The organism is Nocardia sp. NPDC051832, assembly GCF_040681285.1.
Classification (GTDB): Bacteria; Actinomycetota; Actinomycetes; order Mycobacteriales; family Mycobacteriaceae; genus Nocardia.
Window position 1 is genome coordinate 93,683 of sequence record NZ_JBFAYL010000007.1, and the last position, 26,308, is coordinate 119,990.

The window sequence follows — 26,308 nt, forward strand, 5'->3', positions numbered from 1 at the left end:
TCGAAGTGATCTGACTCAGCCGCCGATGACCCCGCCGGGCGGGAGCACGCGCGGCTGTATGCCGAGCAGTTCGGTCTCGCGGTCCTGGATCAGATAATCCGGGATGCTGTGTTCGTCGTCGTCCTGCCCCTGCCCGCCACGATTACCCATGCCACCCATACCCGGCATGCCGTTCCGGCCGGCGCTGGAACCGGTGCCCTTGCTGTTCGCAGCGGCACCGGTGGCGGTGTTGGTGCCGGGCGTCGCGGCAACGGTCTTCGGGGTGCCGGGAGTCGCCGTCGCCGCCGGAGTGCCGGTGCCCCTCGGGGTACCCGAGCCGGGCGTACCGGACCTGGGGACAGCGGAGGTCGGGACGTTGGCGCTCGGCACGTTGGTGGTCGCCGGAGACGTGGGGACCCCGGAGGTCGGGACCGACGTCGTGGGGACGCCGGTGGACGGAACGCCGGTGGACTGGGCGCTCGTGGGGGCGTCGGTGGTCGTGGCCGGGGTGGTCGGAGCGCCGGTGGGGCTGCTGACCGGGGAGCCGGTGGGGCCGCCGGTCGGGCCGCCGGTGGGGCCGCCCGTGGGGCCTCCGGTGGGTCCGCCGGTCGGGCCACCGCTGGGACCGATGTTGGTGTCCTGGGAGACCGTGCTCACCGGTGCCGGTAGCAGCGGAGTCTGTCCGTCGACCTTCTGCGCGCCCGGCTTGTAGATGGACTCCATGATGTCTTGTGCATTCGCGGCAGCTTCGTTGGCGCGATGCTTCTCGAGTTTCAGCACGCCGTTACCGGGGATGTGGCCGACGATCTCGCCGAGAGTGGATACTTCTTTCGGCTGCGTGACCGATTTCTGGGCTTGAACGATATAACCCTGGAAGAGATCAATACTGTTGGCGACCTGTTGGAACGCAGTCGACAACTTTTCGGTCTCTGTGATGTAGTTCTGGGTGCCTTCCATTGCGGCGTTGGCAGTTTTGCCCGACCATTTCTCGCTGATGTCGGTTGTGACGCCGTCTTTGAATGCCTTGACCGCGTCGTTCGTTGCGCCGACTAGGATACGCCAGCCGTCAGCGCCATTGTTGATATCGCCTGAGAAGACGCCATTTTCGTTATTGAGGGCGTCCCAAATCTTCTGGTGATCCCAGGTTTTGAAGGCTTCGTTCGCGTCCCCTACAAGCACCTTGATGTTGTCGGTGACGTTGTATTTCTCACTAAGCAAGCTGTACTCGTCGTTGATAATGTTCCGGTCGCCACTCCATTCCTTTTCGGCCTTGGTCCGTTCGCCCCGCTCATCGTTATTCTGATCGTCGGACTTTTGGTGACCATCTATGCCGACACCCGTGATTCCCGCTAGCGCGGCGCCTGCTGCGATCAGTGGGAGGACCATCACTTCACCTCTTCGGTCTTCTGCGACGTCGCCAACGCGGCGGATTGATCGGCTTGCGTGATCTTGCCGATTGCTGCGGCGTACGCGTCGTGCATGAGCTGGACGACCTCGATGTGCTGCTGGATCCGCTTCACTGCCGAATCTTCCCCGGACGCCTTGTTCTGGAATTTGCCCTGCAACGCTGTAGCGGAGGGAAGAGTGCCGTAGCCCGAGAGATGATCGAGGGTCTGAGCTTTATCCTTCATATCGTCGAGCGCCGTCAAGAAAGTCTCACAGCGCTTCCTCAGAGCTTCGCCGATATCAGTATCCATCTTGAACTCGCCGGCCAGACCTTGTGTCTTGAGTGTCTGCCAATTGTTCTTCTGCGCCTGCATTTCTGGGCTCGTCATGCCTCTTCCCTCCCAAGGTGAATCATCGAAAGTCGCGCAGTGTCCTACTTTGGCAAGTAGGGCTCGAGATCTTTGGCATGCCCGATAGCCAGCTCGCAGCGGTCGGCGGTGATTGGCTTGGATGCTCGCCAGCTGGCCGTGATCTCCACCATTCCTTGCTGGGCGGGGAGTGCGACATAGCAGATATCGCCGCGGGTGTCTGACTTATCCTGATAGATCAGGCCGTTTCGCGGGCCGATAGTAACGTCTCGAAACCCGGTGAGCTTTTGGTTGGCTCGTGATTCATCAAGTGTGTGACTGGTCGAATTGACGCCCACATAGTAGGGGCCCTCGGTTGAAGTCCACTTGCAAATTCGCCAGGCGGCCGGTCCTTGCGCGGGGTCCGTTGTCACGCTCTTCGTGGCTGGGTCAACTCGAGTCTTTCGCAGCGCCTCGTCACTCAGCTGTGTACAAGGGTTCCAAACCTGGATCGCATCGGGATTGCGGGTGGTCGGCTTGGCCGTCCCCTCCACCGACTTACCGGTTCCGCACCCAGCGGCCAGCCCCACAACAGCGGCTCCAGCCATCACGGTCCGCAGGACGTAGGCGATACGCATGTTTCTCCTGGCGTAGGCGTTGATTTTTCCCCCTCGGTAACTATATGACGCACCGGACCCACCCGTGGTTCCAGCCTTTTCCCCGGTCTGGGGCGCGAACCCTCAGCCGCGCCCTGTCGTGCGGCCTCTGCGCTGCGAGCCGGTCACGGTAACCCCCTACAACTTCGATCTGGTGCTGATCGTAAACCCAAATCCGGTCGCTGACCGGCCTCGGACCTATTCCCGCAGTTGATCGTCGCCCGGTCGGGGGCGGGGGTGGCGGGGCAGGGCGCGGGCAATGGCCGTCAACCTCGCCGCACCGGGGTACCGTGGAGCCTTGGCATTCGCCGCCTCCGGCGCCGGGATGCCGCCCACCCGTCCATAGCGTTCAGGAGTTTCCCCGCGTTGAATGTCGAACCACCGGTCCAGGCCAAGCTGCTCCAGCTCGCCGCTGTCGACGCCGAGCTGACTCGGATCGCGCATCGGCGCACCGTGCTGCCCGAGCAGCAGGAGGTGGCGCGGCTGGAGGCGGAGCGCAACAATCACAAGGACGCCGCGGTGGCGGTGGAGATCCAGATCGATGATCTCGATCGGGACATCCGCAAGCTGGAGGGCGAGGTCGATGCCGTCCGCAAGCGGGAGGAACGCGACCGGGGCATGCTGACCTCGGGAAGTGTTGGCGCCAAGCAGCTTTCGGAGATCCAGCACGAGCTGGGCAGCCTGGAGCGCCGCCGGTCGGTGCTGGAGGACGAGCTGCTCGAGGTGATGGAACGCCGCGAAGCCTCGGCCGCCGACCACGACCACGCCGGCGCCCGCCTCAGCAAGACCGAGCAGGAACTCGCCGACGCGCAGCGCCTGCGCGACGAAGCCGTCGCGGATCTCGATGTGGCGCAAGGCCGTTGCGACCAGGACCGGGCCAACCTGGTGGACCTGTTCCCGGCCGAACTCCTCACCATCTACGACAAGCAGCGCACCAAGAACGGTGTCGGCGCGGCCCTGCTCCAGGCGCGCAAATGCGGCGCCTGCCGCATCGAACTGGACCGCGGCGAGCTCGCCCGCATCGCCAAAGCCGCCCCCGACTCGGTGGTCCGCTGCCCCGAATGCAGCGCGATCATGGTGCGCACCAAGGAATCCGGCCTGTAAGCAGCACCCGAATTCGGTCAGACCGTGGTCCATCCAGACGGGACCACGGTCTGTTTCTGTCCGGACCACCGCCTGCACCAGCTGCCCGGACGACGAGGTGGAGGTGTCAGGATGTCGAGGCGATCTGTGGTTGGCTACTGGAGGTCGGCATTGGTCGGGGATTGGTCAGGGCGAGGAGGCTCGGTGCAGAACGCGCATGTGATCGTGGAGGCCGACGGCGGGTCGCGGGGTAATCCCGGACCCGCGGGTTACGGGGCTGTCGTCTTCGCCGCCGATCATGCGACCGTGCTCGCCGAGCGGCGCGAAAGTGTGGGCGTGGCAACGAACAACGTTGCCGAGTACCGCGGATTGATCGCAGGGCTGGAGGCCGCGTCGGAGCTCGGGGCGCGCACGGTCGAGGTGCGGATGGACTCCAAGCTGGTCGTCGAGCAGATGTCGGGCCGATGGAAGGTCAAGCACGCGGCGATGATTCCGCTCGCTGACCGCGCCCGGCGATTGGTGTCCGGGTTCGACCGGGTGAGTTTCGACTGGATCCCACGCGCCGAGAACTCCTACGCCGACCGCCTCGCCAACGAGGCCATGGACGACGCACCCCTGATCGACGAGGTGCGTGCGGCGCGCGCCGCGGGCCACGGCGATTCGACCACCGAATACCGGGTCGCCACGTCCGCGCCGAACGTCGAACCTGCGCGCGAGTCGGCGGCAACGTCCAGCCCCGGCTGGACGGGGGCGGTCGGCCGCCCGACCCGCATGCTGCTGCTGCGCCACGGGCAGACGGAACTCTCTGTGCAGCGCAGGTATTCGGGACGGGGGAACCCGCCGCTCACCGCTCTCGGCCGGGAGCAGGCCGCGCGCGCCGCGAAAATGCTCGCGGCGAAGGGCGGTATCGCCGCCATCGTCTGCTCGCCGCTCGGCCGGGCCCGCGAAACCGCCGAGGCGGCGGCCGCCGCGTTGGATGTCCCGGTGCGCGTCCTCGACGGACTCATCGAAACCGACTTCGGCGACTGGGAGGGACTCACGTTCTCCGAAGCGTCGCAACAGGATCCGGAGCTGCACTCGCGCTGGCTTGGTGACACCTCGGTGACCCCGCCGGGCGGCGAGAGCTTCGACGCGGTCCGCGAGCGCGTCGAGGCGGTGCGCCGGGATCTGGTGGCGTCGTACCCGGGCGAGAACATCGTGGTCGTCAGCCACGTCACCCCGATCAAGACCCTGCTGCAGCTGGCACTCGGGGTCGGTCCCTCGTTGCTCTACCGCCTGCACCTGGATCTCGCGTCACTGTCCATCGCCGAGTTCTACCCCGACGGCGGCGCTTCGGTCCGCCTGGTCAACGACACGTCTTACCTCGCCTGACACCGGCCACGTAACAACCGGCCCGGCGCCGCCGATCGACAGGCCAGCAGACAGTGCGCGGGGAAACCTGTCGGGCGGGTGCTTCATGATGTGTGGGTGTGGCCGACGGCCGGGAAACCGGGCGTCGGCCGGTGTTTCGAGAGAAAGAGTGCTACGTGAAGTTCAGAGGCGTGGCGGCCATTGCTGCCGTCATCGCGGGTGTGGGTGCAGCCCTGGCCGGTACCGCGCAGGCCGACCCGGGGAGTGTGGTGCTGGGCGGGAGCTCGGGGCTGGTCTTCGAAAACGATCACGCGTGTTCGCTGGCCGCCATCGGCTACGACAACGCCGACCGGCTGGTCGGCCTGACCGCCGGTCACTGCGCGCCCACCGGTTCGCTGGTCGGCTCCGAAACGCAGCTGCGCGCGGGCGCGGTCGGCATCGTCGCCTACTCCGACAACGGGGAGGGCCTGGATTTCGCGGTCCTGGTCTTCGACAAGCAGCGCGTCACTCCGGTGCGCACGGTCGGCGCGACCACGATCGCCGGCATCGGCGAGCGTCCGGCGCCGGGCAGCACCGTCTGCTCCAACGGCCGGAGCAGCGGCCCGGGCTGCGGTCTGGTCTGGGGCAACCTCGACCCGATCACCACCCTGAACCAAGCCTGCTCCAAGCCGGGCGATTCCGGCGGCCCGGTCACCGTGGGCGACCGGCTGGTCGGCATGAACCTGGGCCGTCTCACCGGCCTCGCGGGCATCGGTTTCGATATCCCGTGCACCACCGCCGCCAACCCGATCCACTCGCCGGCGTACTTCGCGCCGATCGATGAGATCCTCGCGGCCATCAACGAAACCGGCGGCCCCGGAACGGGATTCCGCCCGGTATAACCGCTCGCAGCGCACCGCCGTACCCGCGCAGGGTGCGGCGGTGCGGTCGTTCCGGGACGGTCGCGCGGTGTTCCGGCCGGACCAAAGCGGTGATTTCCCTGCGGGTTTGGGGCTGGTAGCGGCGGGTATTGCGGCCTTCGATCGGGAGGTGACGTGATGCGCGGTGCCAGGCGCCAGGATGGGCACAAGACGGATTGGTCGGTGGGTCCGACGCAGCTGAAATGGCGATCCTGGTGGGGCGTGCTGAAGCGGACCGTCGCCGAATTCCTGGACGACAACCTGATGGACTGGGCGGCCGCCCTCACCTACTACTCGATGCTGTCGATCTTTCCCGCGATCATCGTCTGTACCGCCCTGCTCGGTTTGCTGGGCGATTCGCAGACCCAGACGCTGATTCAGACGGTCGAGGACATCGGGCCCGGCAGCGGCACCGCGCTGCTGGTCGACGCGATCAAGGAATTGCAAGGGTCGCAGCAGATCGCGGGCCCGCTGGCGATTATCGGCCTGCTGACCGCACTGTGGACGGCGTCCGGATACATCGGGGCGTTCATGCGGGCCGCGAACGCGGTCTACGACGTCGAGGAGGGCCGCCCGATCTGGAAGACCGTGCCGGTGCGCGTCGGCCTGACCGCGCTGATGGTGGTGTTGCTCGCGGTGTGCGCGGTCGGAGTGGTCGCCACCGGCGGCATCGCGGACCGGGTGGGGCAATGGATCGGAGTCGGATCGGCCGGCGTGACGGCCTGGGACATCATCAAGTGGCCGGTGCTGGCGATCCTGATCAGTCTGGCCTTCGCCCTGCTGTATTGGGTGGCGCCGAACGCGCAGCAGCCGGGATTCCGCTGGCTCAGCCCGGGCAGTGTGCTCGCGGTGCTGGTGTGGGTCGCGGCCTCGGCCGGATTCGCCGTCTACGTCGCCAATTTCAGCTCGTACAACAAGACCTACGGCTCGCTCGGCGGTGTCGCGGTTTTCCTTGTCTGGCTGTGGATTTCGAATATCGCGGTGCTGCTGGGCGCGGAGTTCGACGCGGAACTGGCGCGTGGTCGCCGGATCGAGGAAGGCATGCCGCCCGAGCAGGAGCCGTTCCTGCCTCCACGGCAGGAGGCGGAGGAAAACTCCGGCAGCCCAAAAGAATCCTTGGCCGAGCCAAGGCGGCCGGCATGAAGGATCGCACGGACGACGGACCGGCGCAGGCCGCCTACGCCGCGACCGACGCGGTGGACCGGGTCCGCGCCCAGGCCCGCGACCTGGTCGAGCGCGCCGAGGCGAACGCCCCGGTCACGCCGAAGAGCAAGACTGTTCCGGTGCTCGCCATCGCGGGAGCCGGTGCGGCCGTGGTGCTTTGGCGTCTGCTGCGCGGGAACTGACCGGCCGGTCGCCGCCGTAGGTCTGGCGGGGCGCGGGACCGGTGGATTGCGTTGTGCGTGTTGGGATCAAGGTTCGAGCCGCTGCCGTTAATGTTGCTGGAGATTGTCTGACATGTCCCTTTCTCTCCAGGAAGAGGTAACTGTGGTGGCATCTCGGCGTTTGGCGGCGGCAGTCACGGTTCTCGCCGGTATCGGAGCATTGTTCGCGGGCGAACTGCAGGCCGAACCAACCGTCGCGGTGGGCGGCGGCTCGGGCATCATCCTGAACGACGAAGCGGTGTGCTCGGTCACGACGATCGGATACGACAACGTCGGCCGGCTGGTGGGTTTGACGGCCGGACACTGCACGGCCGCAGGGGCCCTGGTGCGGGCGGAGCATCAGCCGGACGCCGGCGTGATCGGCCGGGTGGTCTCCTCCGATCTCGGCCAGGGCCTGGATTTCGCGGTCATCGAATTCGATTCCGACATGGTCATTCCGCTGCGCAGCGTCGGCGCCACCACCATCGCCGGCACCGCCCCCGCGCCCGGTTTCGGCGCGGTGGTGTGCTCCAGCGGCCGCACCTCCGGCGCGGACTGCGGCATCGTCTGGGGCAACCTCGATACCAACACCGTCAACCAGTCCTGTTCGCTCCCGGGAGATTCCGGCGGCCCGGTGACCGTCGGCGACCGTCTCGTCGGCATGAACCAGGGCCGGTTCATCAGCATCGCGGGCATCCGGTTCAACGTTCCGTGCACCAATCCCGCCGACCCCATCCACTCCCCGGCGTATTTCACCTCGATCGATCTGATCCTGGGCGAAGTCAACGGGAGCGGCGGCGTCGGCGCCGGATTCCAGCCCGTCTAACTCAGCCCGGCGAGCTTGTAGAGCACGAGCGAACCGGCTACCGCGACGTTGAGGCTGTGGCCGGTGCCCACCATCGGGATTTCCACTGTGAGATCGAGGTATTCGAGCCCTTCCGGTGGAATCCCGTCGGCTTCGTGGCCGAGCACCATGACGGTCCGTTTCCGGGCGGGCGGCAGATCGGCGAGGCGGATGGATTCATCGGTGAGTTCGACACCGACGATCGCCGAGCCGCCCGCTCGCTGTCGTTGCAGCCAGCGGTCCACCCGGCCGTCGACCCAGTGCACGCATTGCCGCTTCCGCAGTGTGTTGCCGTGCTCGAGGGCGTCGGGCACCCACGGCTTGCGCGGCACCACCAGGCACGCGCCGACCGCGTCGCAGGTGCGCAGCAGGGTGCCGAGATTGACGCCGTGCTTGGGCCACAGCGGTGCGGCGAACAGGTGGTTCCAGCAGCCGTGCGAGCGCTGACGGCGTTGGCGGCGCAGTTCGGGGCGGGTACGGATCCGCGCGGCCGTCACAGCGAAAGGGGAAAACCCTTCCCCAGGGTGAGAACAGAATTCATATCGACGATGCTTCGCGGCGCATCGGGGCCATCGACAAGGGTGCGCGAGCACCCGGCAGAAAACGTCGATCAACGATACCGCACGCCGCCGTCGCGGCGGTCAGGGCCGCAGCACCGAGACCAGGAACTCGGTCTGGTCGTACACCGCCTGCTCGAAGACGTCGTCGAAGTACACGTCGAAGTGCCCCACCGGATACCGTTTCACCACCGCGTGTTTCGTCCGCTCGGCCGCCTTCAGCGTCGGCTTCACCGGAGCGATCGAATCGTTGTCGGCGACGGCGTAGAACACCGGCACCTTCAAACCCTTGGTGCGCCGCCCCGGTGAATCGAACAGCGCCGAGAAGGCAAAGCGCGCAGCGACTTTCGGCTCGTAGGTCAAGCTCTCCTCGGCCAGTCTGCCGTAACCCTCGGGCACGTCCGAGGCCGACATCAGCGCCGCCGACCGCTTGCGTCCCGCCAGCTTCACCCGGATCGGCTTGCGCCGGATCGGCGCGAGCAGCAGGTCGGTGGTGGCCAGGGTGGCGACCTTGGTCAGGCTGATCGGCCCCTTCGCCAGCCCCGAGGCCAGCCCGCTGGTGAACGGCACCTGCGCCACCACCGCGGCCAGATAGTCGTCCTCGGGCGCCACCGACAGCACGTGTCCGCCCCCGAAGGACGTGCCCCACAAAGCAATTCGTGTCTTGTCGATACCGCGCAGGGTGCGCGCGTAGGCGATGGCGTTGCGCCAGTCCTCGCGCTGCTTGGAAATATTGATCACCTGCCGCGGCTCGCCGGCGCTGGCGCCGAAATGCCGGTAGTCGAAGACCAGCACCGCCATGCCCGCGGCGGCGAAGCGCCGCGCGTACCGATCCAGACCCATGTCCCGTGTGCCCCCCAGACCGTGCCCCATCACCACAAGTGGGCGGGGCTTGGGGACGCCTGCGGGAGGATACAGCCAGCCGGCGCAATGCTCGTTACCCGACGGGAAACTGACCTCGAGACGTTCCATGGGCCATTACCGTACTGTGTTCGACTCCCGCTTTCGCGGCGTGGTTGGGCGCGCGGTTACACACCGGCTACGCTGGGCACGCGGACGAGTTGGCCGGGCGACCGCGGCGAAGGGAACGGACACCGAGTGTCGCTGCCCGTCGCCGAGGAAAGTCCGGACTCCACAGAGCAGGGCGGTTGTTAACGGCAACCCGGGGTGACCCGCGGGACAGTGCCACAGAAAACAGACCGCCGGCCGTAAGGCCGGTAAGGGTGAAACGGTGCGGTAAGAGCGCACCAGCGCCCCGGGTGACCGGGGCGGCTAGGTAAACCCCGCCCGGAGCAAGGTCGAAGGTCGCACCTCGCGGTGCGGCTGCGCAGGCGTTCGAGGGCTGCTCGCCCGAGCCTGCGGGTGGGCCGCTCGAGGCACCCGGCAACGGTGTGTCCAGATGGATGGTCGTCACCCGGCGCGAGCCGGGGACAGGATCCGGCTTACAGGCCAACTCGCCCGCCCAGAAACGTGAAACGCCGGCGCTGTGTGACAGCACCGGCGTTTCCGGTTCGATCAGACGGCCAGCCTCGCGAGGAAGGTGAGGAGGGCGGCGACGATGTCGGCAGCGCTCGTCTCCTCCGAACTGCCGGGCAACATGCTGCTCATCTGAACTCCTTCGAGTTGTGGCGAATCCGCGGTGCGCCTGCTGAATGGTAGCCAGCCGTCCGCGAATTCCCGGGATTGCCGCATTGCCGATTTCCCAGCTCACCGCCACCGTCGGAGGTGCATCATGGGAGGTGGGCCCGGGAGGGAGAGCGGCTATGGACATCCTCGGGATCATCGCGAGCATCTTCGGTGCGGGGGTCGTCGCGGGCGCTACGCTCACCGCGGTGGGCGCGCGGGTGGTAGCCCAATACGAGCGCGGCGTGGTGTTCCGCTTCGGCAAGGTCGCCGGCGTCCGGGATCCCGGTCTGCGCCTGCTGATTCCGTTCGTCGACAAGATGCGCAAGGTGTCGGTGCAGATCGTCACGCTGCCGGTACCGGCGCAGGAGGGCATCACCCGCGACAACGTCACCGTGCGGGTGGACGCGGTGGTCTACTTCCGGGTGATCGATCCGCGCTGCGCGGTGGTCGAGGTGCAGAACTATCTGTTCGCCGTCGGTCAGGTGGCCCAGACCTCGCTGCGCTCCATCATCGGTAAGAGCGACCTGGACGATCTGCTGTCCAACCGCGCGGAGTTGAACAAGGGCCTGGAGATCCTGATCGACAGCCCCGCCCTGGGCTGGGGCGTGCACATCGATCGGGTCGAGATCAAAGATGTGGCGCTGCCCGAAGCGCTGAAGCGGTCGATGTCCCGCCAAGCCGAGGCCGAACGCGAACGGCGCGCCCGCGTGATCTCGGCGGAGGGCGAATTGCAGGCGTCCCGGATGCTGGCGGAGGCGGGCGCGCGGATGGCGGAATCGCCCGCCTCGCTGCAACTACGGCTGCTGGAGACGGTGGTTCAGGTTGCGGCGGAGAAGAATTCGACGCTGGTGCTGCCGTTCCCGGTGGAGCTGCTGCGCTTCCTGGAACGGAGCACCGCCGACGCCAAGGCCCCGGCGCCCCGGGAATCCGCCGCGTCCGAGTCGAAATCCCTGGATTCCCAAGACAAGTGAGGAAACCATGTCCATGCTGATTCCGCTGGTAGCGATTCTCGTCATGATCGGGGTCGCCTACCTGTTGCGGTACCTACCCAGGCTCCTTGGTCCCAAGGATTAGCCGCACATGATCTTGGCCATCTGGTAGACCGACTGCGCCTCTTCCTTCGACGCCTCGACGGTGCCGTTCTTGGCCAGTTTGATGATGTCGGTGACGATCGCGTCTTCGGCCTTGCCGGCCTTCACGTTCGAGCAGGTCTCGGTGAGGATCCCGGCGATCTGGGCATCGGTGCGGCCCGCGGCGAGCTTCGGGAAGGCGGACTTGTAGCTGACCACGAAGGTGCCGGCGCGGGCACTGTCGATGATCGACGCGGCGGACGCCGCGGCGGCGCTGGAAGCAGTGGAGGCGGGCGCGGCCGCCTTGTCTTCGCCGCCGCAGCCGACGAGCAGCAGAGCGGCGACTACGCCTCCGAAGAGAGCGGTGGAGCGGGCCGCGATGGCGGCGGTAGTTCTGGTCACGCTGCGGGATGCTAGCGGCAACCGGCGAAAGCCGCCTCCCGTCCGGTTAACGGAAGGCGACCACCGCGTGGACGGAAACCGTGAGGTCAGGTCGGGTTGATCATGAAGACCGAGGCCCAATACGCGGCCTGTTCCGGACCGAGCACCGGCATCAGGTAGTCGAAGAGGATCGTTGACATGACTGCGTTTCTCCCAATTGTCGACGTACACGGACACTTTGCGAGCGATGCGGACTCTCGCCGTCCGCATCGCCGGGGAACCCTAACAGCCGGTGCCGGTTTGTCCGGTCCGGCACGGCGTTTCGGTGGTAACTGGCCTTCGGAGTGATCGACGTCATAGAGTGGGCGCCGTTGGTAAGACCCGTTTGCGGGGCGGTCTGACGGGTGCTTTTCATCTCCGAGTGCAGGAAGCAGGTCTCAAAACATATGCGGGTAGTTCGTTCACTGGTCGCCGGCGCGCTTATCGCCGGGGCCGCATCGGTTTTCGCCGTGCTGGGCGCTGGGTCCGCCAACGCGGTCGCGGTGACACCGCTGCCGGGTGGGTTGCAGGTCGACCTCAGCCCTGCGGATACCCAGTGGGTCAGTCAGTCCAATATCGGTCTGGCGCTGGCCGGTCTGCCGCATCCGTCGGCGGCGTCTTTCGGTCAGGCGCTCGACGCCGCGGCCGAGGTGTCGGCGGCGGTGCCCAACGGCCGGGTGACCTTCACCGTGTTCGGTCCGCTCAATGAGCTGAACGGCACCATGCTGGCGCTGCAGTAGTAGCGAGCGGCTCTCACACTGTGGAACTGCACCAGCGGATTGTCTCGGCTCCAGTGGATTTCGGAGCCATCAGATCCGAATTCGGTCTGGCCTCGGCGTATCCCGCCGAGGCCACCGCGGAAGCCCGCGACGCGTCTGACGCGTTCGCGGGTTTTCGGATCGATCGCACGGACCTCGAGTTCGTGACGATCGACCCGCCGGGCGCCATGGACCTCGATCAAGCGGTTCATCTGGAACGCACGGCAACCGGCTTCACCGTGCACTACGCGATCGCCGACGTAGCCGCGGTGATCGATCCCGATGGCGCGCTCGCTCGCGAATCGGGTACGCGGGGGCAAACTTTCTACTTACCCGACGGCACCGTGCCGCTGCATCCGCCGGAGCTGTCGGAGGATTCCGCCAGCCTGCTGCCGGAACAGACCCGGCCCGCCGTGCTGTGGACCATCGAATGCGACGCCGCCGGCGAACCCTTGGCGTATACGGTCGAGCGGGCCCTGGTCCGCTCCCGCGCGCGCCTGGACTACGCGACCGTCCAAGCCGACGCCGACGCGGGCCGCCTGCACCCCTCGATCGCGGCGCTGCCGGAATTCGGCCGCAAACGGATCGAGGCCGGGCTGGCCCGCGGTGCCATCGGCCTGCGCCTACCCTCACAGAGCATCATCCGGGACAACGGCGCCGACGGGCACTGGCAACTCGTCCTGGAACCACGCACCGCCGCCGACGACTGGAACGAACAGGTATCGCTGCTCACCGGCATGGTCGCGGCCCGAATCATGCTGCAAGGCAACAACACCGGCGACCCCATCGCCCTACTCCGCACCATGCCCCCACCCGCCGACTCCGCCATCGCCGCGATGCGCCGCACCGCCGCCGCCCTCGGCGTCACCTGGCCCCCCACCCAGCCGGTCGGCCAAATGCTGGCCCTGCTGGACCCGAATACCCCTGCGGCACTGGTCCTTATGTCCGAGGCGACGGGTTTGCTGCGCGGGGCCGGATACACGGTGCTGAACGGTGACGAGGACAGCAAGGCGATGTCTGCGGACGCCGAGGGGCGCGGCAACGACGGAGCGGGTAAGCCTGTGTCGGCGGATGCTGCGGGGCGTGGCAAAGACGGGGCGGGTAAGCCTGTGTCGGCGGATGCCGCGGGGCGTGGCATAGACGGAGCGGGCAAACCTGTGTCGGCGGATGCCACGGGGCGTGGCACCGACGGGGCAGACAAACCTGTGTCGACAGATGCCGCGAGGCGTGGCGCTGACAGGACAGGCAGCGCTGTGTCGGCGGATGCGGAGGTGCGTGGCACTGACGGGGCGGGTAAGCCTGTGTCGGCGGATGCCGCGGGGCGTGGCGCTGACGGAGCGGGCAGTGCTGAGTCTGCGGATGCAGATGCGGATGCTGCGGGGCGTGGCGCTGACGGGGCAGGCAGTGCTGTGTCGGCGGATGCCGCGGGCCCTGGAGCCGACGTGGCGGCCGGCGTTGAGACTGCTGGCCGGACCGGGGATTCGGCTGCTGCCGAGACTGGAGCGCGGCCATCCCGAGCCAATCGGCCAGACCTGTTGCAGCACAGCGCTATCGGTGCACCCTACGCACACGTCACCGCACCGCTACGCCGCCTCGGTGATCGCTTCGCCACCGAGATCTGCCTCGCACGAACCGCCGGAACCGAAGTCCCGCAATGGGTCCGCGACGGTCTGTCCGCCGTGGCCGCCACGTTGCGCCGCACCGACGCCATCGCAGGCCGCATCGAACGCGCCTGCATCGACCTGACCGAGTCGACTCTGCTCTCCGACCGTGTCGGCACGACCTTCGAAGCGGTCGTCCTCCGCGAGGCCAACGGCAACCGCCCCGCCGAAATCTTCGTCGCCGACCCACCCGTCCTCGGCCCCTGCACCGGCGAACCCCCAGAAGGCTCAACCGTCCGCGTCCAACTGACCTCCGCCGACCCCACCACCCGCAAAGTCACCTTCGCCTACCCAGCCTGACAACACCGGCAGTCGCACAGCCCGCTGCCCGAAGGCTCGCCCGCACGCGCGGGGCGCTGACCCGTTGTCCGCTACGCGCCGTCCCCACCGCAGAGCGCCTTACCCACCGCGGTGCGCCGTCCCCACCGCTGAGCGGCAGCCGCATCGCTGAGCGGCGGCTGCATCCCTGAGCGGCGGCTGCATCCCTGAGCGGCAGCTGCATCGCTGAGCAGCGGTTGCATCGCTGCGCGGTGGTCTCGGGACCAGGTACAGCCAGGGAGTGACCGCACAGGCCTGGCCGACATGACACAGCGGTCATTGCACGGGTGCGGTCGTCTAGGCGCTGTAGCCAGCTCGGCAACAGCGCTGTTCGCGACCGATGGCCGCGACGTTGTCCGTGCTGGCAGCTGTGGTTGAGGATTTGGGCGGCTGTGCGGGCAGCATCGGCGGCTGCACTGCTGCGCGGCGGCTGCACCGCACAGCGGCATGGTTGCGGGGCTGGTACAGCCAGGGGGAGCGACCGCACAGGCCGGGCCGACATGACACAGCGGTCATCGCGCGGATGCGATCGCTCTAGGCGCTGTAACCAGCTCGACGACAGCGCTGCCCGCGACCAGACAAATAGCCGTGACGTTGTCCGTGCTGGCAGCTGTGGTTGAGGGTTTGGGCGGCCGTGTGGGCAGCATCGGCGGCTGTGTGGGATGTATCGGTGGCTCCACCGCCGCGTGGCGGTTGCATCGCTCCGTGGCTGGCACAGCCACGGAGTGGCCGTACAGGTCGAGCTGTCACAACACAGCGGACATCGCATGGGTGCGGTCGCACTCGGTGCTGTAACCAGCCCGGCGACAGCGCTGTTCGCGACCGATGGCCGCGACGTTGTCCGTGCTGGCAGCTGTGGTTGAGGGTTTGGGCGGCCGTGTGGGCAGCATCGGCGGCTGTGCGGGATGCATCGGTGGCTTGCAGTGCTGCGGTTCGCGCCGGTGTGGCTGTTCTGTTGAGGGAGGGCGGGGGTCGCGTTGTGCGGTGTGTGGCTGTTCTTTTCGGGGGAGGGTGGGTGCTGCGTGGCTATCGGGTGGGTTGGGGGGAGTGGGTGGTGAGGGCTTCGGCGGCGGCGGGGTAGCGCTCGAGTTCGTCGTGGGCGGCTTGGGTTTCGGCGGCGGATAGGAGGTGGTAGAGGCCGGGGTTTTCGCCTGCGGCTTCGGCTTCGGCGGCGCGGGTGCGGATGGCTTCGCAGGATTCGATGGCGTCGCGGTGGTCGCCGAGGACTGTTTGCAGGTGTTTGGCGTGGCGGCCGAGGTCGGTGGCTTCGGTGTCGAGGGTTTCGGCGGCGGCTTCGCAGGAATAGCGCAGGCGTTTGGCGCTTTTGCGGATGTCGTGCAGCATTTCGATGCGGTCGGCGGGGGCGGTGCTGGGTTCGGCGCGGATGAAGGCTTCGATGCGTTCGTGGTCGCGTTGCAGGACGACGCGGAAGAAGTCGGGGGCGGGGACGGCGGCGCGGGAGGGGCGTAGCGGGGGCTCGGACTTCCAGTTGGACAACGTGTTTCGCAACGTCACGTAGCGCTCGCTATCGAGGGCGGCGAGGATCTGGGCGTGCGCGCCGTCGTAGCGGGCGTGTTCGGCGGTCACCAGGCGTGCGGTGGTTTTGGCGACATCGTCGGCCGTGGCGATGGGAGCCTCGACGCGCGTCTGGCCTGCGGCAGCCTGGGCCGCGGCACTAGACGCCGCGCCGCCACCCGCAGTATCGGAGGTTGAGGCACCGTGTGTAGCCCCAGACGCCGCGCCGCCAGCCGCAGTATCGGGGACTGCTGCACCGTGTGTAGCGTCAGACGGCGCCGCGGTATCGGGGACCGCGCCGCCGCGGCTAGCGTCCGCCGCCGCGCCGCTGTCCGCAGCATCCGATGCCGGTTTCCCGGTGACCGTGTCGATTTCGGTGACTTCGGTGGCGGCGCGGGTGTGCTCGGCGAGCAGCTTTTCGAACCGATCCGCCCGTACCTCGGCGTCGCGCGCCACACCGAGCAACCCCGCCAGCCACTTCAGTTCCGTGCTGATCTCATCGGCTCGATCCCGTTGCAGCAGCATGCGATAGGAGCGTAGGACGCTGCGCAGCCGGCGGGTGGCGACGCGCATCTGGTGGACCGAATCGTCGGCGTCGGCTCGGACCTCGGGCTCGGCGGCCAGCAGCCGGTCGACATCGCCCGCGAGGGCCGCGATGAATGCCGTTCCGGCGCTGACGGCCATGAGATCAACTCACTTTCGGGCGAAGCTGTCTGTCGCTTCGACCAATCGGTCGACGATGCCGGGTTCGCTGGAGGCGTGCCCCGCGTCGTCGACGATGTGCAGCACCGATCCGGGCCAGGCGCGGTGCAGGTCCCATGCGCTGACGGCCGGGCAGACGACGTCGTAGCGGCCCTGCACGATCACCACGGGGATATGGGTGATCTTAGCGAGGTCGCGCAGCAACTGCCCCTCCTCGAGGAAACCACCGTGCCGGAAGTAGTGGTTCTCGATGCGGGCGAAGGCGAGCGCGAAACGCGGGTCACCGAATTCGGCGACCCGATCCGGGTTCGGCAGCAGCGACGCGGTCGCGCCCTCCCAGGTGGTCCAGGCGATGGCCGCCGTGGCGGCGACCTCCGGATCGGGGGAGTGCAGCAGCCGGTGATAGGCCTCGACCAGATCGCCGTCGCGCTCGGCCACCGGCACCGGGGCGAGGAACTTCTCCCACAGATCCGGGTAGATGTTGCCCGCGGCCCCGTTGTAGTACCAGTCGATTTCCTTGCGCCGCAACAGGAAGATGCCGCGCAACACCAGCTCGGTGACGCGCTCGGAATGCTGCTGCGCGTAGGCCAGGGCCAGGGTGGAACCCCAGGAGCCGCCGAACACCTGCCAGCGCTCGATGCCCAAATGCGTGCGCAGCGCTTCGATATCGGCGATCAGATGCGGTGTGGTGTTCGCCGCCAGACTCGCGCCGTCGGCGATATGCGGTGTGCTGCGCCCACATCCGCGCTGATCGAGCAGCACGATGCGGTAGGCCTCCGGATCGAAGAAGCGCCGGTAGACCGGATCGGTGCCGCCGCCGGGCCCACCGTGCAGGAACACCACCGGCTTCCCGTCGGGGTTGCCGCTGACCTCCCAGTACAGGGATTGGCCGTCGCCGACGTCGAGCATTCCGGTGTCGAACGGCTCGAGGGCGGGGTAGAGGGTGCGCCGAGTCATCAGAAGGCGATCCCCGCGGCGAGATTCGGCAGCCCCAGCGCCTCGATGGCCTGCTGGCGCACATCCGGGCAGGACTTGGTCGTCACCGTGTCGATGATCGACTTGTCTTGCAGGATATGGCCGTTGATGCCCCCCTGCTGGATACCCCACTGGTGCACCAGCGCGTTCAGCCCGATCTTGCCGATCGTCGGGCCCTGCACCCGCCAGCTCGACAGCTCCGGCTTGATCAGCTCACACAACTGTGTGGCGCTGGCATCGGAGATCTCCAGCGTGGTGGTCGGCGCGGCCGTCGTCTTCGACCCCTGCGCGGCGGAGGTAGTCGGCGCGGAAGTCCCCGCCGGTTGTGGATCGCCCGTGGTCGTGCACCCGACCAGCGCAGCTGCGCTGAACACCCCCGCCACCACCAGGGTGCTGCGTGAAATCCAACGGCTCTGCGGCATTCGATACCTCGTAACTCGTGTCGGCATATCGCCCCGAGTCTGCCACCCTCCCCTGTGGGATCCATGAAAAGTGGGACATGACCGGGCTGAACGTCGAGTAGACGGCACGGTCATGTCCCACTTGTCAGCTAGCTCAGAAGCTGTGCTCCGGGCCGGGGAAGGTGCCGCGGCGGACTTCGTCGGCGTAGTTGGCGGCGGCGGTGCGCAGATCGAGGCCGATGCTGGCGAATCGCTTGACGAACTTGGCGGTTTTGCCGCTGGTGTAGCCGGCCATGTCTTGCCAGACCAGTACCTGGGCGTCGCAATCCGGGCCGGCGCCGATGCCGACGGTCGGGATGGTCAGCTTGTGGGTGACCTGGCCCGCGATCTCGGCCGGAACCATCTCCATCACCACGGCGAAGGCGCCCGCCTCCTGGACGGCCATGGCGTCGTGGACCAGTTGTTCGGCGGCGTCGCCGCGACCCTGCACGCGGAAACCGCCGAGGGTGTTCACGCTCTGCGGGGTGAAGCCGACGTGCGCCATGACGGGGATGCCGGCGGCGGTGATCAGCGCGATCTGTTCGGCGACGCGCTCGCCCCCCTCCAGCTTCACCGCGTGCGCCTGGCCCTCTTTCATGAACCGGGTCGCGGTGGCGAGCGCCTGCTCGGGGGAGGACTCGTAGGTGCCGAACGGCAGATCGGCCACCACCAGGGCATTCGGTGCGCCCCGGACGACGCCGCGGACCAGCGGGATCAGCTCGTCGACGGTGATCGGCACGGTGGTGTCGTAGCCATAGACCACATTGGCCGCCGAATCGCCGACCAGCAGCACGGGGATGCCGGCTTCTTCGAACAGGCGCGCCGAGGAATAGTCGTAGGCGGTGAGCATGGCCCACTTCTCGCCGTCGGCCTTCATCTGCTGCAGATGCGTGACGCGGGTCTTGCGCCGCTTCTTCGGTTCGGCCGGGGCCGCGCCGTAGGCAGGGGTTTCCGAATCGGATACGGACATCATCGTCCCTTCGTTGGATGTCGCCTCGAGGCCCGTATCGGGTCCCCGGGTTTCTGACACCTCCAGTCTGCCACCGCCCGCCACGCGTCAATAAGGGCCCTGCCCGGTGCGATCGGTCACACCGGCCGGTGGGCCTCGGTTTGCCCGGGAGCAGCTGAGCGCGGCGGTACTGGCAGGATCGTGCGCATGGGCTTGCGACGGGGCGTGCTGGGTGTGGCGGTGCTGGCATTGATCGCGGGCGGGTGCGCGGCACAGGAGGACGCCGAGCCCGAGGCGCCGATGCCCGCCACACCGGCGACGCTGGACAAGTTCTACGCGCAGACCGTGCGGTGGGGGTCTTGTCAGGACGTCACCAGCGATCGGCTGCCGCCCGCGGCGGAGTGCGCGAAGGTGACGGTGCCGATCGATTACGCGAAGCCGGACGGTGCGACCGCGCAGCTCGCGCTGTCCCGAATTCCGGCGGCCGGCAAGAAGATCGGCTCGCTGCTGCTCAACCCGGGCGGTCCCGGGGTGTCCGGGCTCTCGATCGTCAGCCTGGCCGGGGGCTCGCCGCTGGCCGATCGGTTCGACCGGGTCGGGTTCGATCCGCGCGGCGTCGGCGCGTCGACGCCGGCGATCACCTGCCTGAACCCGCCGGAAACCGACGCCGAACGCGCCGAGCTCCCCGTGGACAACACTCCCGAGGGCATCGCCGAGCAGGAGACGGAGAGCAAGGAATACGTCGGCAAGTGCGTCGAACGGACCGGGGCGGAGATCCTTTCGCACGTCGGCACCCGGGAAGTGGTGCAGGACATGGACGTCATCCGCGCGGTGCTCGGCGACCCGAAACTCAGCTACCTCGGCTACTCCTACGGCACCAAGCTGGGTTCGGCCTACGCCGAGAAATATCCGGACCGGGTGCGCGCGCTGGTCCTCGACGGCGCCATCGACTCCGCGCAGGATCCGGTCGAGGAATCCCTGCGCCAGGCCGCCGGTTTCCAGAAGGCCTTCGACGGCTTCAGCGCGGACTGCGCGAAACAGCCCGAGTGCCCGCTCGGCGCCGACCCCGCGCAAGCGGTGGCCCGTTTCCGCGAGCTGGTGAATCCGTTGCAGGACAAGTCCGTCGCGACGACCGACCCGCGCGGACTGTCCTACGGCGACGCCATCACCGGCGTCCAGCAGGCGCTCTATTCCGACTCGCTGTGGCGGGTGCTGTTCACCGGCCTGACCGAGTTGCGGCAGGGCCGCGGCGACACCCTGCTGCAACTGGCCGACATGTACGACGGCCGCAACGACGACGGCACCTACACCAACACCCAGGACGCCTTCAACGCCATCCGCTGCGTCGACGACCCGCGCATCACCGACCCCGCCATCGCTTCCCGCCAGGACGCCGAATACCGCAAGGCCGCACCGTTTCTCGACGACGGGAAGAGCACCGGCACGGCGGCCCTGGAGCTGTGCGCGTTCTGGCCGGTCCCGAACAGCTCGCAGCCGCACCAGATCTCGGTCCAGGGTCTGCCGAAGGTGGTCGTGGTCTCGACCACCCAGGACCCCGCGACGCCGTACCAGGCGGGTGTCGACCTGTCCCGGCAGCTCGGCGCGGCGCTGATCACCTTCCACGGCACCCGGCACACCGCGGCCCTGGTCGCCGGTGACGAATGCCTGGACAGCGCGGTCATCGCCTACCTGACCGACCTGACGGAACCGGGCTCCGAGCTGACCTGCGGCCAATCGAGCTGAACTGCCGCATAGCTGATTATGCTCTGGCATACCAGAGGGGCCGTGGATCCCGTTACCAAGTCACAAGCCTGGGTGCGAAGTGCGCTGCACGCGGTCCGGGCGGACTGTTCACTCGCCTAGCGATGGCGGAAAGTCCTTCCGGGTGGCAGCACTGTCTGGGTACCGTGCGGATTCGCAAATCTGTTCGCACACAAGGAGTTTCTGTGGCGTCCTCACTAACGACCCGCTTGGCAGCGCTGTTCGGCGCGGCCTGTGCGGCGCTGTCCCTGGCGGTCACCGTGGCCGCACCCGTCTATGCCGATGAAGAACCAGAGCCGGGGGTCAACGCCGCCGCCTGCACCACGTCGCCGACCAGCGGAACCGAGGAAAGGGGTCCCGATGGACGCAAGTACCTGGTGAAGGTCCCCGCCGGCCTCTCCGGCAACGCTCCGCTGGTCGTGGCACTGCACGGTGGCTACAGCAACCCGCGCCAGCACCTCGACCAGTCGGGGTGGGAGGACTTCGCCACCGAGAAGAAGTTCATCCTCGTCGCGCCGCGTGGAAACAAGGACGAAAACGACAGCAATCCCAGCACCTGGGCCTGGCACGACACCGCCACGGACGTCGCCTACATCAAGTCGGTGGTGGAGGCGGTCAAGGCGAAATGGTGCGTGAACCCCAAGCGCATCCATCTCAGCGGGCACTCCAACGGCGGCCAGATGGCCTCGCGCACCGGCTGCCTGGAGTCGAACTACTTCGCCTCGGGCGCGGTGTACGCACCCGCCCCGCCGCCCACCGGTTGTAACCCGGACCGCGCGATCTCGTGGGGCGTGTTCCATCAGCGCGGTGACGGAACGGTGTGGCACGAGATGGCCTACAGCCACGTCATGTACTGGATGTGGGAGAACCGCCCCTGCAACAACGACACGCCCGATGGCGGAACCAACACCTTCGAATCCAAGCGCTGGTCGTGCGCCTCGGGCACCCAGGTCGTGTGGCGCACCTACCACGGCGGCAACCATGACTGGCCCACCGGCGCTCGCCGCGCCGAAGTGATGAACCGCATGTGGTCGTTGTTCCAGGGCAACCCGCTCCCGTAAGGCCCGCGAGCCCCGGCGAGATCCTTCGTGTCCGCGAAGGATCTCGCTTTTTGCTCTTGTGCTCAATCTTCAGCCCCCACGTAACACGGATTTAACGCCAAGTGCCTACGCTCGCGGACATGGATCGCCAGAAGGAATTCGTGCTGCGGACGCTCGAAGAACGGGATATCCGCTTTGTGCGGCTCTGGTTCACCGACGTCTTGGGTTATCTGAAGTCCGTCGCGATCGCTCCCGCCGAGCTGGAGGGCGCGTTCGAGGAGGGCATCGGGTTCGATGGCTCGGCCATCGAGGGCTTCGCCCGCGTGTCGGAGGCCGACATGGTCGCCCGGCCGGATCCGTCGACGTTCCAGGTGCTGCCGTGGGCGACCTCCAAGGGCCACCAGCATTCCGCGCGCATGTTCTGCGACATCACCATGCCCGACGGTTCGCCGTCCTGGGCCGACCCGCGCCACGTGCTGCGCCGGGCGCTGAACAAGGCCGCCGATGTCGGGTTCAGCTGCTACGTGCACCCCGAGATCGAATTCTTCCTGCTGGAGAACGGCCCGCAGGGCGGCGCGAAGCCGGTCCCGGCCGACAGCGGCGGCTTCTTCGACCAGGCCGTGCACGATTCCGCGCCGAACTTCCGCCGGCACGCCATCGACGCGCTGGAGTCCATGGGCATCTCGGTGGAGTTCAGCCATCACGAGGGCGCGCCGGGCCAGCAGGAGATCGACCTGCGCTACGCCGACGCGCTGTCCATGGCCGACAACGTGATGACCTTCCGCTACCTGATCAAGGAAGTAGCGATCGACGAGGGCGTGCGCGCCACGTTCATGCCCAAGCCCTTCTCGGAGTACCCGGGCTCGGCCATGCACACGCACATGAGCCTGTTCGAGGGCGAGGCCAACGCCTTCCACGATCCCGACGACCCGATCAACCTGTCCGGGACGGCGCGCGCGTTCATCGCGGGCATCCTGGAGCACGCCCCGGAGATCTCCGCGATCACCAACCAGTGGGTGAACTCCTACAAGCGGCTGATCCATGGTGGCGAGGCCCCGACCGCCGCCTCCTGGGGCCGGTCGAACCGGTCCGCGCTGGTGCGCGTGCCGATGTACACACCGAACAAGTCCTCCTCGCGCCGGGTCGAGATCCGCAGCCCTGATTCGGCCTGCAACCCCTACCTCACCTTCGCGGTGCTGCTCGCGGCCGGTCTGCGCGGCATCGAGAAGGGCTACACGCTGCCGCCGGAGGCCGAGGACGACGTCTGGTCGCTCACCTCGGCCGAGCGCCGCGCCATGGGTTTCCGGGAACTGCCGGGCACCCTGGACGAGGCGCTGCAGGCGATGGAGAAGTCCGAGCTGGTCGCGGAAACGCTGGGCGAGCACGTGTTCGACTTCTTCCTGCGCAACAAGCGCCGGGAGTGGGCGGATTACCGCAGCCAGGTGACGCCGTGGGAGCTCAAGGAGTACATGGGCCTGTAAGGGCCGCTGCCCGGTAAGTACCGTTTGCGTGTCTTTCCACGCCCCGTGCTGGAAAGCGTTGTTCAGACAACTAAGTTGGGAGCTATGGTTCGGCCCCCAACTACGCGCTCCGCGGTCCCCGGCGTCGGTCGGCTCGGGTTGCTCGAGCCGAACGCCGCCCAGTCGCTGCGTGAGCTGGCCTGGGACAACGTCGACAGCATTCCGGTGCTGTGGGCGCTGTCGCGGGCGCCCGACGCCGATCTGGCGCTGAGCACGCTGATCCGGTTGCGGGACGCGCTGGGTACGGCCTGGGGCGAACTGGACTCGGTGCTGCGGGCCGATACCTCGTTGCGCGGCAGGCTGTTCGCGCTGATCGGGTCGTCCAGTGCGTTCGCCGATCATCTGGTGGCCGAGCCGTCGGCGTGGAAGCTGTTGCAGCGCAAGAACTTGCCGGACCGGGACGAGTTGATCGCGGACCTGCTCGACGCGGTCCAGGCGGCGCCCGAGGAGGGCCCGAACGCGGGCCCGATGCTGTTCCGGGCGGGCCTGACCGGGCCGGAAACGGTGTCGTTGCTGCGCCGGCGTTATCGCGATCAGCTCATGCTGCTCGCCGCCCTCGACCTCGCGGCCACCGTGGAGAACGAGCCGGTGCTGCCCTATCAGGTGGTCGGCAAACACCTCACGGCCCTGGCCGACGCGGCGCTGACGGCGGCGCTGTCGGTCGCGGTGGCGCGGGTCTGCAAGGACGGGCCGTGCCCGGTCCGCCTGGCCGTCATCGCCATGGGCAAGAGCGGCGCCTGCGAACTGAACTACGTCAGCGATGTCGACGTGGTCTTCGTCGCCGAACCCGCCGACGCCACCGCCACTCGGCTGGCCGCGGAGCTGATGAGCGTCGGCAGCCAGGCCTTCTTCGAGGTCGACGCCGCGCTGCGGCCGGAAGGCAAAGCGGGAGCGCTGGTTCGGACGCTGGAATCGCACGTCGCCTACTACAAGCGCTGGGCGCGGACCTGGGAGTTCCAGGCGCTGCTGAAGAACCGGCCGATGACCGGCGACCTGGAACTCGGCCGGGCCTATCGGGACGCGCTGATGCCGATGGTCTGGACCGCTTCCGAGCGTGAGGATTTCGTCGCCGACGTGCAGGCGATGCGGCGGCGCGTGGAAGATCTGGTGCCCGCGGATATGCGCGAGCGGGAACTCAAACTCGGGCACGGCAGCCTGCGGGATGTCGAATTCGCGGTGCAGCTCCTGCAATTGGTGCACGGCCGGGTCGACGACACGCTGCACGTGCAGGGGACGGTCGAGGCGTTGACCGCGCTGGCGGCCGGTGGATACGTCGGGCGTGACGACGCCGCGAATCTCACCGCGTCCTATGAGTTCCTGCGGCTGCTGGAGCACCGCTTGCAGTTGCAGCGGTTGAAGCGCACGCACACACTGCCCGCCGCCGACGACGAGGAAGGCATGCGCTGGCTGGCGCGCGCCGCGCATATTCGCCCGGACGGCAGGCAGGACGCGGTCGGTGTGCTGGGCACCGAGATTCGCCGGAATGCGGTGCGGGTCAGGCGGTTACACGCGAAGTTGTTCTATCGCCCGCTGCTGGAATCGGTGGTGCGGCTGGAATCGGACGCGTTGCGGTTGAGTCCGAGTGCGGCGGTGCGCCAGCTCAAGGCGCTCGGTTACGCCTCGCCCGAGCATGCGCTCGGACATCTGAAAGCGCTCACCGGCGGGGTGTCGCGCAAGGGCCGGATTCAGGCGTTGCTGTTGCCGACCTTGCTCGAATGGCTCGGGGAGACACCGAATCCCGACGCGGGTCTGCTGGCCTATCGCCGGGTGTCGGAGGGTCTGGACGATCAGATCTGGTTCCTGCGCGAACTGCGGGACGAAGGCGCGATCGCGCAGCGGCTGATGATCGTGCTCGGCTCCTCGGAGTACCTGCCGGATCTGCTGATCAACGCGCCGGACACGATTCGCATGTATGCCGACGGGCCGAGCGGTCCGCTGCTGCTGAGTCAGCAGCCCGAAGACGTCGCGCGCGGAATCCTGACCGCCGCCGCCCGGTACGACGAGCCGAAACGCGCTGTCGCGGCGGCTCGTTCGTTGCGCAGGCATGAACTGGCGCGCGTCGCGTCGGCCGATCTGCTCGGCATGCTCGACGTGCAGCAGGTGTGCCGGGCGCTGTCCGCGGTGTGGGTGGCGACGCTGGAAGCCGCGCTGCTGGCGGTCATCCGGGCCAGTGAAGCCGAACTGGGGGAGCCCGCGCCCGCCGATCTCGCGGTGATCGGGATGGGCCGGCTCGGCGGTATGGAACTCGGGTACGGCTCCGATGCCGACGTGCTGTTCGTCTGCGACCCGCGTCCCGGCGCCGACGAGACCAAAGCGGTGAAGTGGTCGATCTCGGTGGCGGAGAAGGTGCAGCGCCTGCTCGGCGCGCCCAGCACCGACCCGCCGTTGCAGGTCGACGCGGGCCTGCGTCCGGAAGGCCGGAACGGTGCCCTGGTCCGCACCCTCGCCGCGTACGCCGCCTATTACGAGCAGTGGGCCCAGCCGTGGGAGATGCAGGCCCTGCTGCGCGCGCATCAGGTCGCCGGTGACGAAGCGCTCGGTGTGCGGTTCCTGCTGGCCGTCGACAAGATTCGGTACCCGAAGGGCGGGGTCTCGCCGGAAGCGGTCCGGGAGATCCGCCGCATCAAGGCCCGGGTCGACTCCGAACGACTGCCGCGGGGCGCGAATCCGGCCACCCACACCAAACTCGGCCGCGGCGGGCTCGCCGACATCGAATGGACCGTGCAGCTGCTGCAACTGCGGCACGCGCACGAGATTCCGGGGCTGCACAACACCTCGACCTTGGAATCGCTCGATGTCATCGAGGAGGCCAAACTTCTCGAACCCGCCGATGTCGCCCTGCTGCGCGACGCCTGGCTGACCGCGACCAAGGCCCGCAACGCCCTGGTGCTGGTGCGCGGCAAGCCCGCCGATCAGCTGCCCGGGCCGGGCCGGCTGCTCTCCGCGGTGGCCCGGGTCGCCGGCTGGCCGAACGACGACGGCAGCGAATTCCTCGACAACTACATGCGCGTCACGCGGCGGGCGAAAGCGGTGGTGGAGCGGGTCTTCGGCGGCGTCTGACCGGTGCGGCTCCAGCGCGGTGCGGGCC

At 67.8% G+C, this 26,308-nt stretch carries 23 protein-coding genes, 1 other RNA gene and 1 pseudogene; 15 read left to right on the forward strand and 10 right to left on the reverse strand.

All coding sequences use genetic code 11. The annotated features are described in order from the left end of the window. Window positions 1–15: 15 nt before the first annotated feature. Genes AB0M14_RS34650 through AB0M14_RS34660 form a run of 3 tightly spaced genes read right to left on the reverse strand, consistent with a single transcriptional unit; the run spans window position 16 to window position 2,350 of the window. Window positions 16–1,365 carry a hypothetical protein gene (locus AB0M14_RS34650; RefSeq protein ID WP_365003319.1) on the reverse strand — a complete coding sequence of 450 codons (1,350 nt, stop codon included), beginning with the start codon at window positions 1,363–1,365 and terminating at the stop codon, window positions 16–18. Next, window positions 1,365–1,754, reverse strand: coding sequence for a hypothetical protein (locus AB0M14_RS34655; RefSeq protein ID WP_365003322.1), 390 nt, complete (start codon window positions 1,752–1,754; stop codon window positions 1,365–1,367). Before AB0M14_RS34655 ends, AB0M14_RS34650 begins: the two co-directional genes overlap by 1 nt. A 44-nt stretch (window positions 1,755–1,798) precedes the next feature. Further along, window positions 1,799–2,350 (reverse strand): DUF3558 domain-containing protein, encoded by a 552-nt coding sequence (locus AB0M14_RS34660; protein ID WP_365003324.1) that lies wholly within the window; start codon window positions 2,348–2,350, stop codon window positions 1,799–1,801. A 384-nt stretch (window positions 2,351–2,734) separates the two neighbouring features. On the opposite strand from AB0M14_RS34660, the gene AB0M14_RS34665 reads away from it, so the two are divergent. From AB0M14_RS34665 to AB0M14_RS34690, 6 genes are all read left to right on the forward strand, one after another. Then, on the forward strand, window positions 2,735–3,472 hold the full coding sequence (locus tag AB0M14_RS34665) for a C4-type zinc ribbon domain-containing protein (RefSeq protein ID WP_365003327.1): 738 nt from the start codon (window positions 2,735–2,737) through the stop codon (window positions 3,470–3,472). Window positions 3,473–3,655: 183 nt separating this feature from the next. Continuing rightward, on the forward strand, window positions 3,656–4,822 hold the full coding sequence (locus AB0M14_RS34670) for a bifunctional RNase H/acid phosphatase (protein WP_365003329.1): 1,167 nt from the start codon (window positions 3,656–3,658) through the stop codon (window positions 4,820–4,822). Between the two features lie 155 nt (window positions 4,823–4,977). Continuing rightward, window positions 4,978–5,682 carry a hypothetical protein gene (locus AB0M14_RS34675; protein ID WP_365003332.1) on the forward strand — a complete coding sequence of 235 codons (705 nt, stop codon included), beginning with the start codon at window positions 4,978–4,980 and terminating at the stop codon, window positions 5,680–5,682. A gap of 201 nt (window positions 5,683–5,883) precedes the next feature. Further along, window positions 5,884–6,843 carry a YihY/virulence factor BrkB family protein gene (locus AB0M14_RS34680; RefSeq protein ID WP_365003335.1) on the forward strand — a complete coding sequence of 320 codons (960 nt, stop codon included), beginning with the start codon at window positions 5,884–5,886 and terminating at the stop codon, window positions 6,841–6,843. Beyond that, entirely contained in the window at window positions 6,840–7,046 is a 207-nt protein-coding gene (locus AB0M14_RS34685) for a hypothetical protein (protein ID WP_365003338.1), read from the forward strand. Before AB0M14_RS34680 ends, AB0M14_RS34685 begins: the two co-directional genes overlap by 4 nt. 112 nt (window positions 7,047–7,158) lie before the next feature. Next, window positions 7,159–7,890 carry a S1 family peptidase gene (locus AB0M14_RS34690; RefSeq protein WP_365003341.1) on the forward strand — a complete coding sequence of 244 codons (732 nt, stop codon included), beginning with the start codon at window positions 7,159–7,161 and terminating at the stop codon, window positions 7,888–7,890. On the opposite strand, the gene AB0M14_RS34695 is transcribed toward AB0M14_RS34690, so the two are convergent. Together AB0M14_RS34695 and AB0M14_RS34700 are read right to left on the reverse strand one after the other, a co-directional pair. Next, window positions 7,887–8,405 (reverse strand): TrmH family RNA methyltransferase, encoded by a 519-nt coding sequence (locus AB0M14_RS34695; RefSeq protein WP_365003344.1) that lies wholly within the window; start codon window positions 8,403–8,405, stop codon window positions 7,887–7,889. The genes AB0M14_RS34690 and AB0M14_RS34695 overlap by 4 nt on opposite strands. A gap of 144 nt (window positions 8,406–8,549) precedes the next feature. Further along, window positions 8,550–9,437, reverse strand: a complete 888-nt coding sequence (locus AB0M14_RS34700; RefSeq protein ID WP_365003346.1) for an alpha/beta fold hydrolase — start codon at window positions 9,435–9,437, stop codon at window positions 8,550–8,552. Between the two features lie 85 nt (window positions 9,438–9,522). Here AB0M14_RS34700 and rnpB point away from each other — a divergent pair. After that, an RNA gene (rnpB, locus tag AB0M14_RS34705) (RNase P RNA component class A) lies at window positions 9,523–9,926 on the forward strand. A 302-nt stretch (window positions 9,927–10,228) separates the two neighbouring features. Further along, window positions 10,229–11,062, forward strand: a complete 834-nt coding sequence (locus AB0M14_RS34710; RefSeq protein WP_365003349.1) for a slipin family protein — start codon at window positions 10,229–10,231, stop codon at window positions 11,060–11,062. A 99-nt stretch (window positions 11,063–11,161) separates the two neighbouring features. Here AB0M14_RS34710 and AB0M14_RS34715 read toward each other — a convergent pair whose 3' ends face one another. Further along, the gene (locus AB0M14_RS34715; protein ID WP_365003351.1) at window positions 11,162–11,563 is read right to left on the reverse strand and encodes a hypothetical protein; all 402 of its coding nucleotides are present in this window, start codon (window positions 11,561–11,563) and stop codon (window positions 11,162–11,164) included. A 425-nt stretch (window positions 11,564–11,988) separates the two neighbouring features. Here AB0M14_RS34715 and AB0M14_RS34720 point away from each other — a divergent pair, with 425 nt between their 5' ends. From AB0M14_RS34720 to AB0M14_RS34730, 3 genes and pseudogenes are all read left to right on the forward strand, one after another. Next, a complete protein-coding gene (locus AB0M14_RS34720) occupies window positions 11,989–12,321 on the forward strand; it encodes a hypothetical protein (RefSeq protein WP_365003354.1) in 333 nt (110 codons plus the stop codon). Between the two features lie 20 nt (window positions 12,322–12,341). After that, window positions 12,342–13,319, forward strand: a pseudogene (locus AB0M14_RS34725) (RNB domain-containing ribonuclease); the annotation flags it as partial. A 33-nt stretch (window positions 13,320–13,352) separates the two neighbouring features. After that, window positions 13,353–14,300, forward strand: a complete 948-nt coding sequence (locus AB0M14_RS34730; protein ID WP_365003865.1) for a hypothetical protein — start codon at window positions 13,353–13,355, stop codon at window positions 14,298–14,300. 1,044 nt (window positions 14,301–15,344) lie between these two features. On the opposite strand, the gene AB0M14_RS34735 is transcribed toward AB0M14_RS34730, so the two are convergent. From AB0M14_RS34735 to panB, 4 genes are all read right to left on the reverse strand, one after another. Next, window positions 15,345–16,517, reverse strand: coding sequence for a CHAD domain-containing protein (locus tag AB0M14_RS34735; RefSeq protein WP_365003356.1), 1,173 nt, complete (start codon window positions 16,515–16,517; stop codon window positions 15,345–15,347). Between the two features lie 9 nt (window positions 16,518–16,526). After that, complete coding sequence (pip, locus tag AB0M14_RS34740) at window positions 16,527–17,492, reverse strand: prolyl aminopeptidase (RefSeq protein ID WP_365003359.1); 966 nt, start codon at window positions 17,490–17,492, stop codon at window positions 16,527–16,529. Beyond that, window positions 17,492–17,932, reverse strand: a complete 441-nt coding sequence (locus AB0M14_RS34745; protein WP_365003362.1) for a hypothetical protein — start codon at window positions 17,930–17,932, stop codon at window positions 17,492–17,494. The genes pip and AB0M14_RS34745 overlap by 1 nt, the downstream gene beginning before the upstream one ends. A gap of 133 nt (window positions 17,933–18,065) precedes the next feature. Further along, complete coding sequence (gene panB, locus AB0M14_RS34750; RefSeq protein WP_365003868.1) at window positions 18,066–18,920, reverse strand: 3-methyl-2-oxobutanoate hydroxymethyltransferase; 855 nt, start codon at window positions 18,918–18,920, stop codon at window positions 18,066–18,068. A gap of 186 nt (window positions 18,921–19,106) precedes the next feature. Here panB and AB0M14_RS34755 point away from each other — a divergent pair, with 186 nt between their 5' ends. The 4 genes from AB0M14_RS34755 (at window position 19,107) to AB0M14_RS34770 (ending at window position 26,280) form a co-directional block, all read left to right on the forward strand. After that, window positions 19,107–20,642 carry an alpha/beta hydrolase gene (locus tag AB0M14_RS34755; protein ID WP_365003365.1) on the forward strand — a complete coding sequence of 512 codons (1,536 nt, stop codon included), beginning with the start codon at window positions 19,107–19,109 and terminating at the stop codon, window positions 20,640–20,642. A gap of 203 nt (window positions 20,643–20,845) precedes the next feature. Then, window positions 20,846–21,721 (forward strand): PHB depolymerase family esterase, encoded by an 876-nt coding sequence (locus tag AB0M14_RS34760; protein ID WP_365003368.1) that lies wholly within the window; start codon window positions 20,846–20,848, stop codon window positions 21,719–21,721. A 119-nt stretch (window positions 21,722–21,840) separates the two neighbouring features. Beyond that, entirely contained in the window at window positions 21,841–23,181 is a 1,341-nt protein-coding gene (locus tag AB0M14_RS34765; protein ID WP_365003371.1) for a glutamine synthetase family protein, read from the forward strand. Window positions 23,182–23,265: 84 nt separating this feature from the next. After that, complete coding sequence (locus AB0M14_RS34770) at window positions 23,266–26,280, forward strand: bifunctional [glutamine synthetase] adenylyltransferase/[glutamine synthetase]-adenylyl-L-tyrosine phosphorylase (protein ID WP_365003374.1); 3,015 nt, start codon at window positions 23,266–23,268, stop codon at window positions 26,278–26,280. The last annotated feature ends 28 nt before the right edge of the window (window positions 26,281–26,308 follow it).

Coding starts and splice junctions, on each gene's coding strand:
- AB0M14_RS34745 (WP_365003362.1), bottom strand. CDS start 17,932: ATGCCGCAGAGCCGTTGGATTTCACGCAGCACCCTGGTGGTGGCGGGG.
- AB0M14_RS34660 (WP_365003324.1), bottom strand. CDS start 2,350: ATGCGTATCGCCTACGTCCTGCGGACCGTGATGGCTGGAGCCGCTGTT.
- panB (WP_365003868.1), bottom strand. CDS start 18,920: ATGTCCGTATCCGATTCGGAAACCCCTGCCTACGGCGCGGCCCCGGCC.
- AB0M14_RS34765 (WP_365003371.1), top strand. CDS start 21,841: ATGGATCGCCAGAAGGAATTCGTGCTGCGGACGCTCGAAGAACGGGAT.
- AB0M14_RS34700 (WP_365003346.1), bottom strand. CDS start 9,437: ATGGAACGTCTCGAGGTCAGTTTCCCGTCGGGTAACGAGCATTGCGCC.
- AB0M14_RS34755 (WP_365003365.1), top strand. CDS start 19,107: ATGGGCTTGCGACGGGGCGTGCTGGGTGTGGCGGTGCTGGCATTGATC.
- AB0M14_RS34690 (WP_365003341.1), top strand. CDS start 7,159: ATGTCCCTTTCTCTCCAGGAAGAGGTAACTGTGGTGGCATCTCGGCGT.
- AB0M14_RS34770 (WP_365003374.1), top strand. CDS start 23,266: ATGGTTCGGCCCCCAACTACGCGCTCCGCGGTCCCCGGCGTCGGTCGG.
- AB0M14_RS34655 (WP_365003322.1), bottom strand. CDS start 1,754: ATGACGAGCCCAGAAATGCAGGCGCAGAAGAACAATTGGCAGACACTC.
- AB0M14_RS34650 (WP_365003319.1), bottom strand. CDS start 1,365: ATGGTCCTCCCACTGATCGCAGCAGGCGCCGCGCTAGCGGGAATCACG.
- AB0M14_RS34720 (WP_365003354.1), top strand. CDS start 11,989: ATGCGGGTAGTTCGTTCACTGGTCGCCGGCGCGCTTATCGCCGGGGCC.
- pip (WP_365003359.1), bottom strand. CDS start 17,492: ATGACTCGGCGCACCCTCTACCCCGCCCTCGAGCCGTTCGACACCGGA.
- AB0M14_RS34710 (WP_365003349.1), top strand. CDS start 10,229: ATGGACATCCTCGGGATCATCGCGAGCATCTTCGGTGCGGGGGTCGTC.
- AB0M14_RS34730 (WP_365003865.1), top strand. CDS start 13,353: ATGTCTGCGGACGCCGAGGGGCGCGGCAACGACGGAGCGGGTAAGCCT.
- AB0M14_RS34735 (WP_365003356.1), bottom strand. CDS start 16,517: ATGGCCGTCAGCGCCGGAACGGCATTCATCGCGGCCCTCGCGGGCGAT.
- AB0M14_RS34685 (WP_365003338.1), top strand. CDS start 6,840: ATGAAGGATCGCACGGACGACGGACCGGCGCAGGCCGCCTACGCCGCG.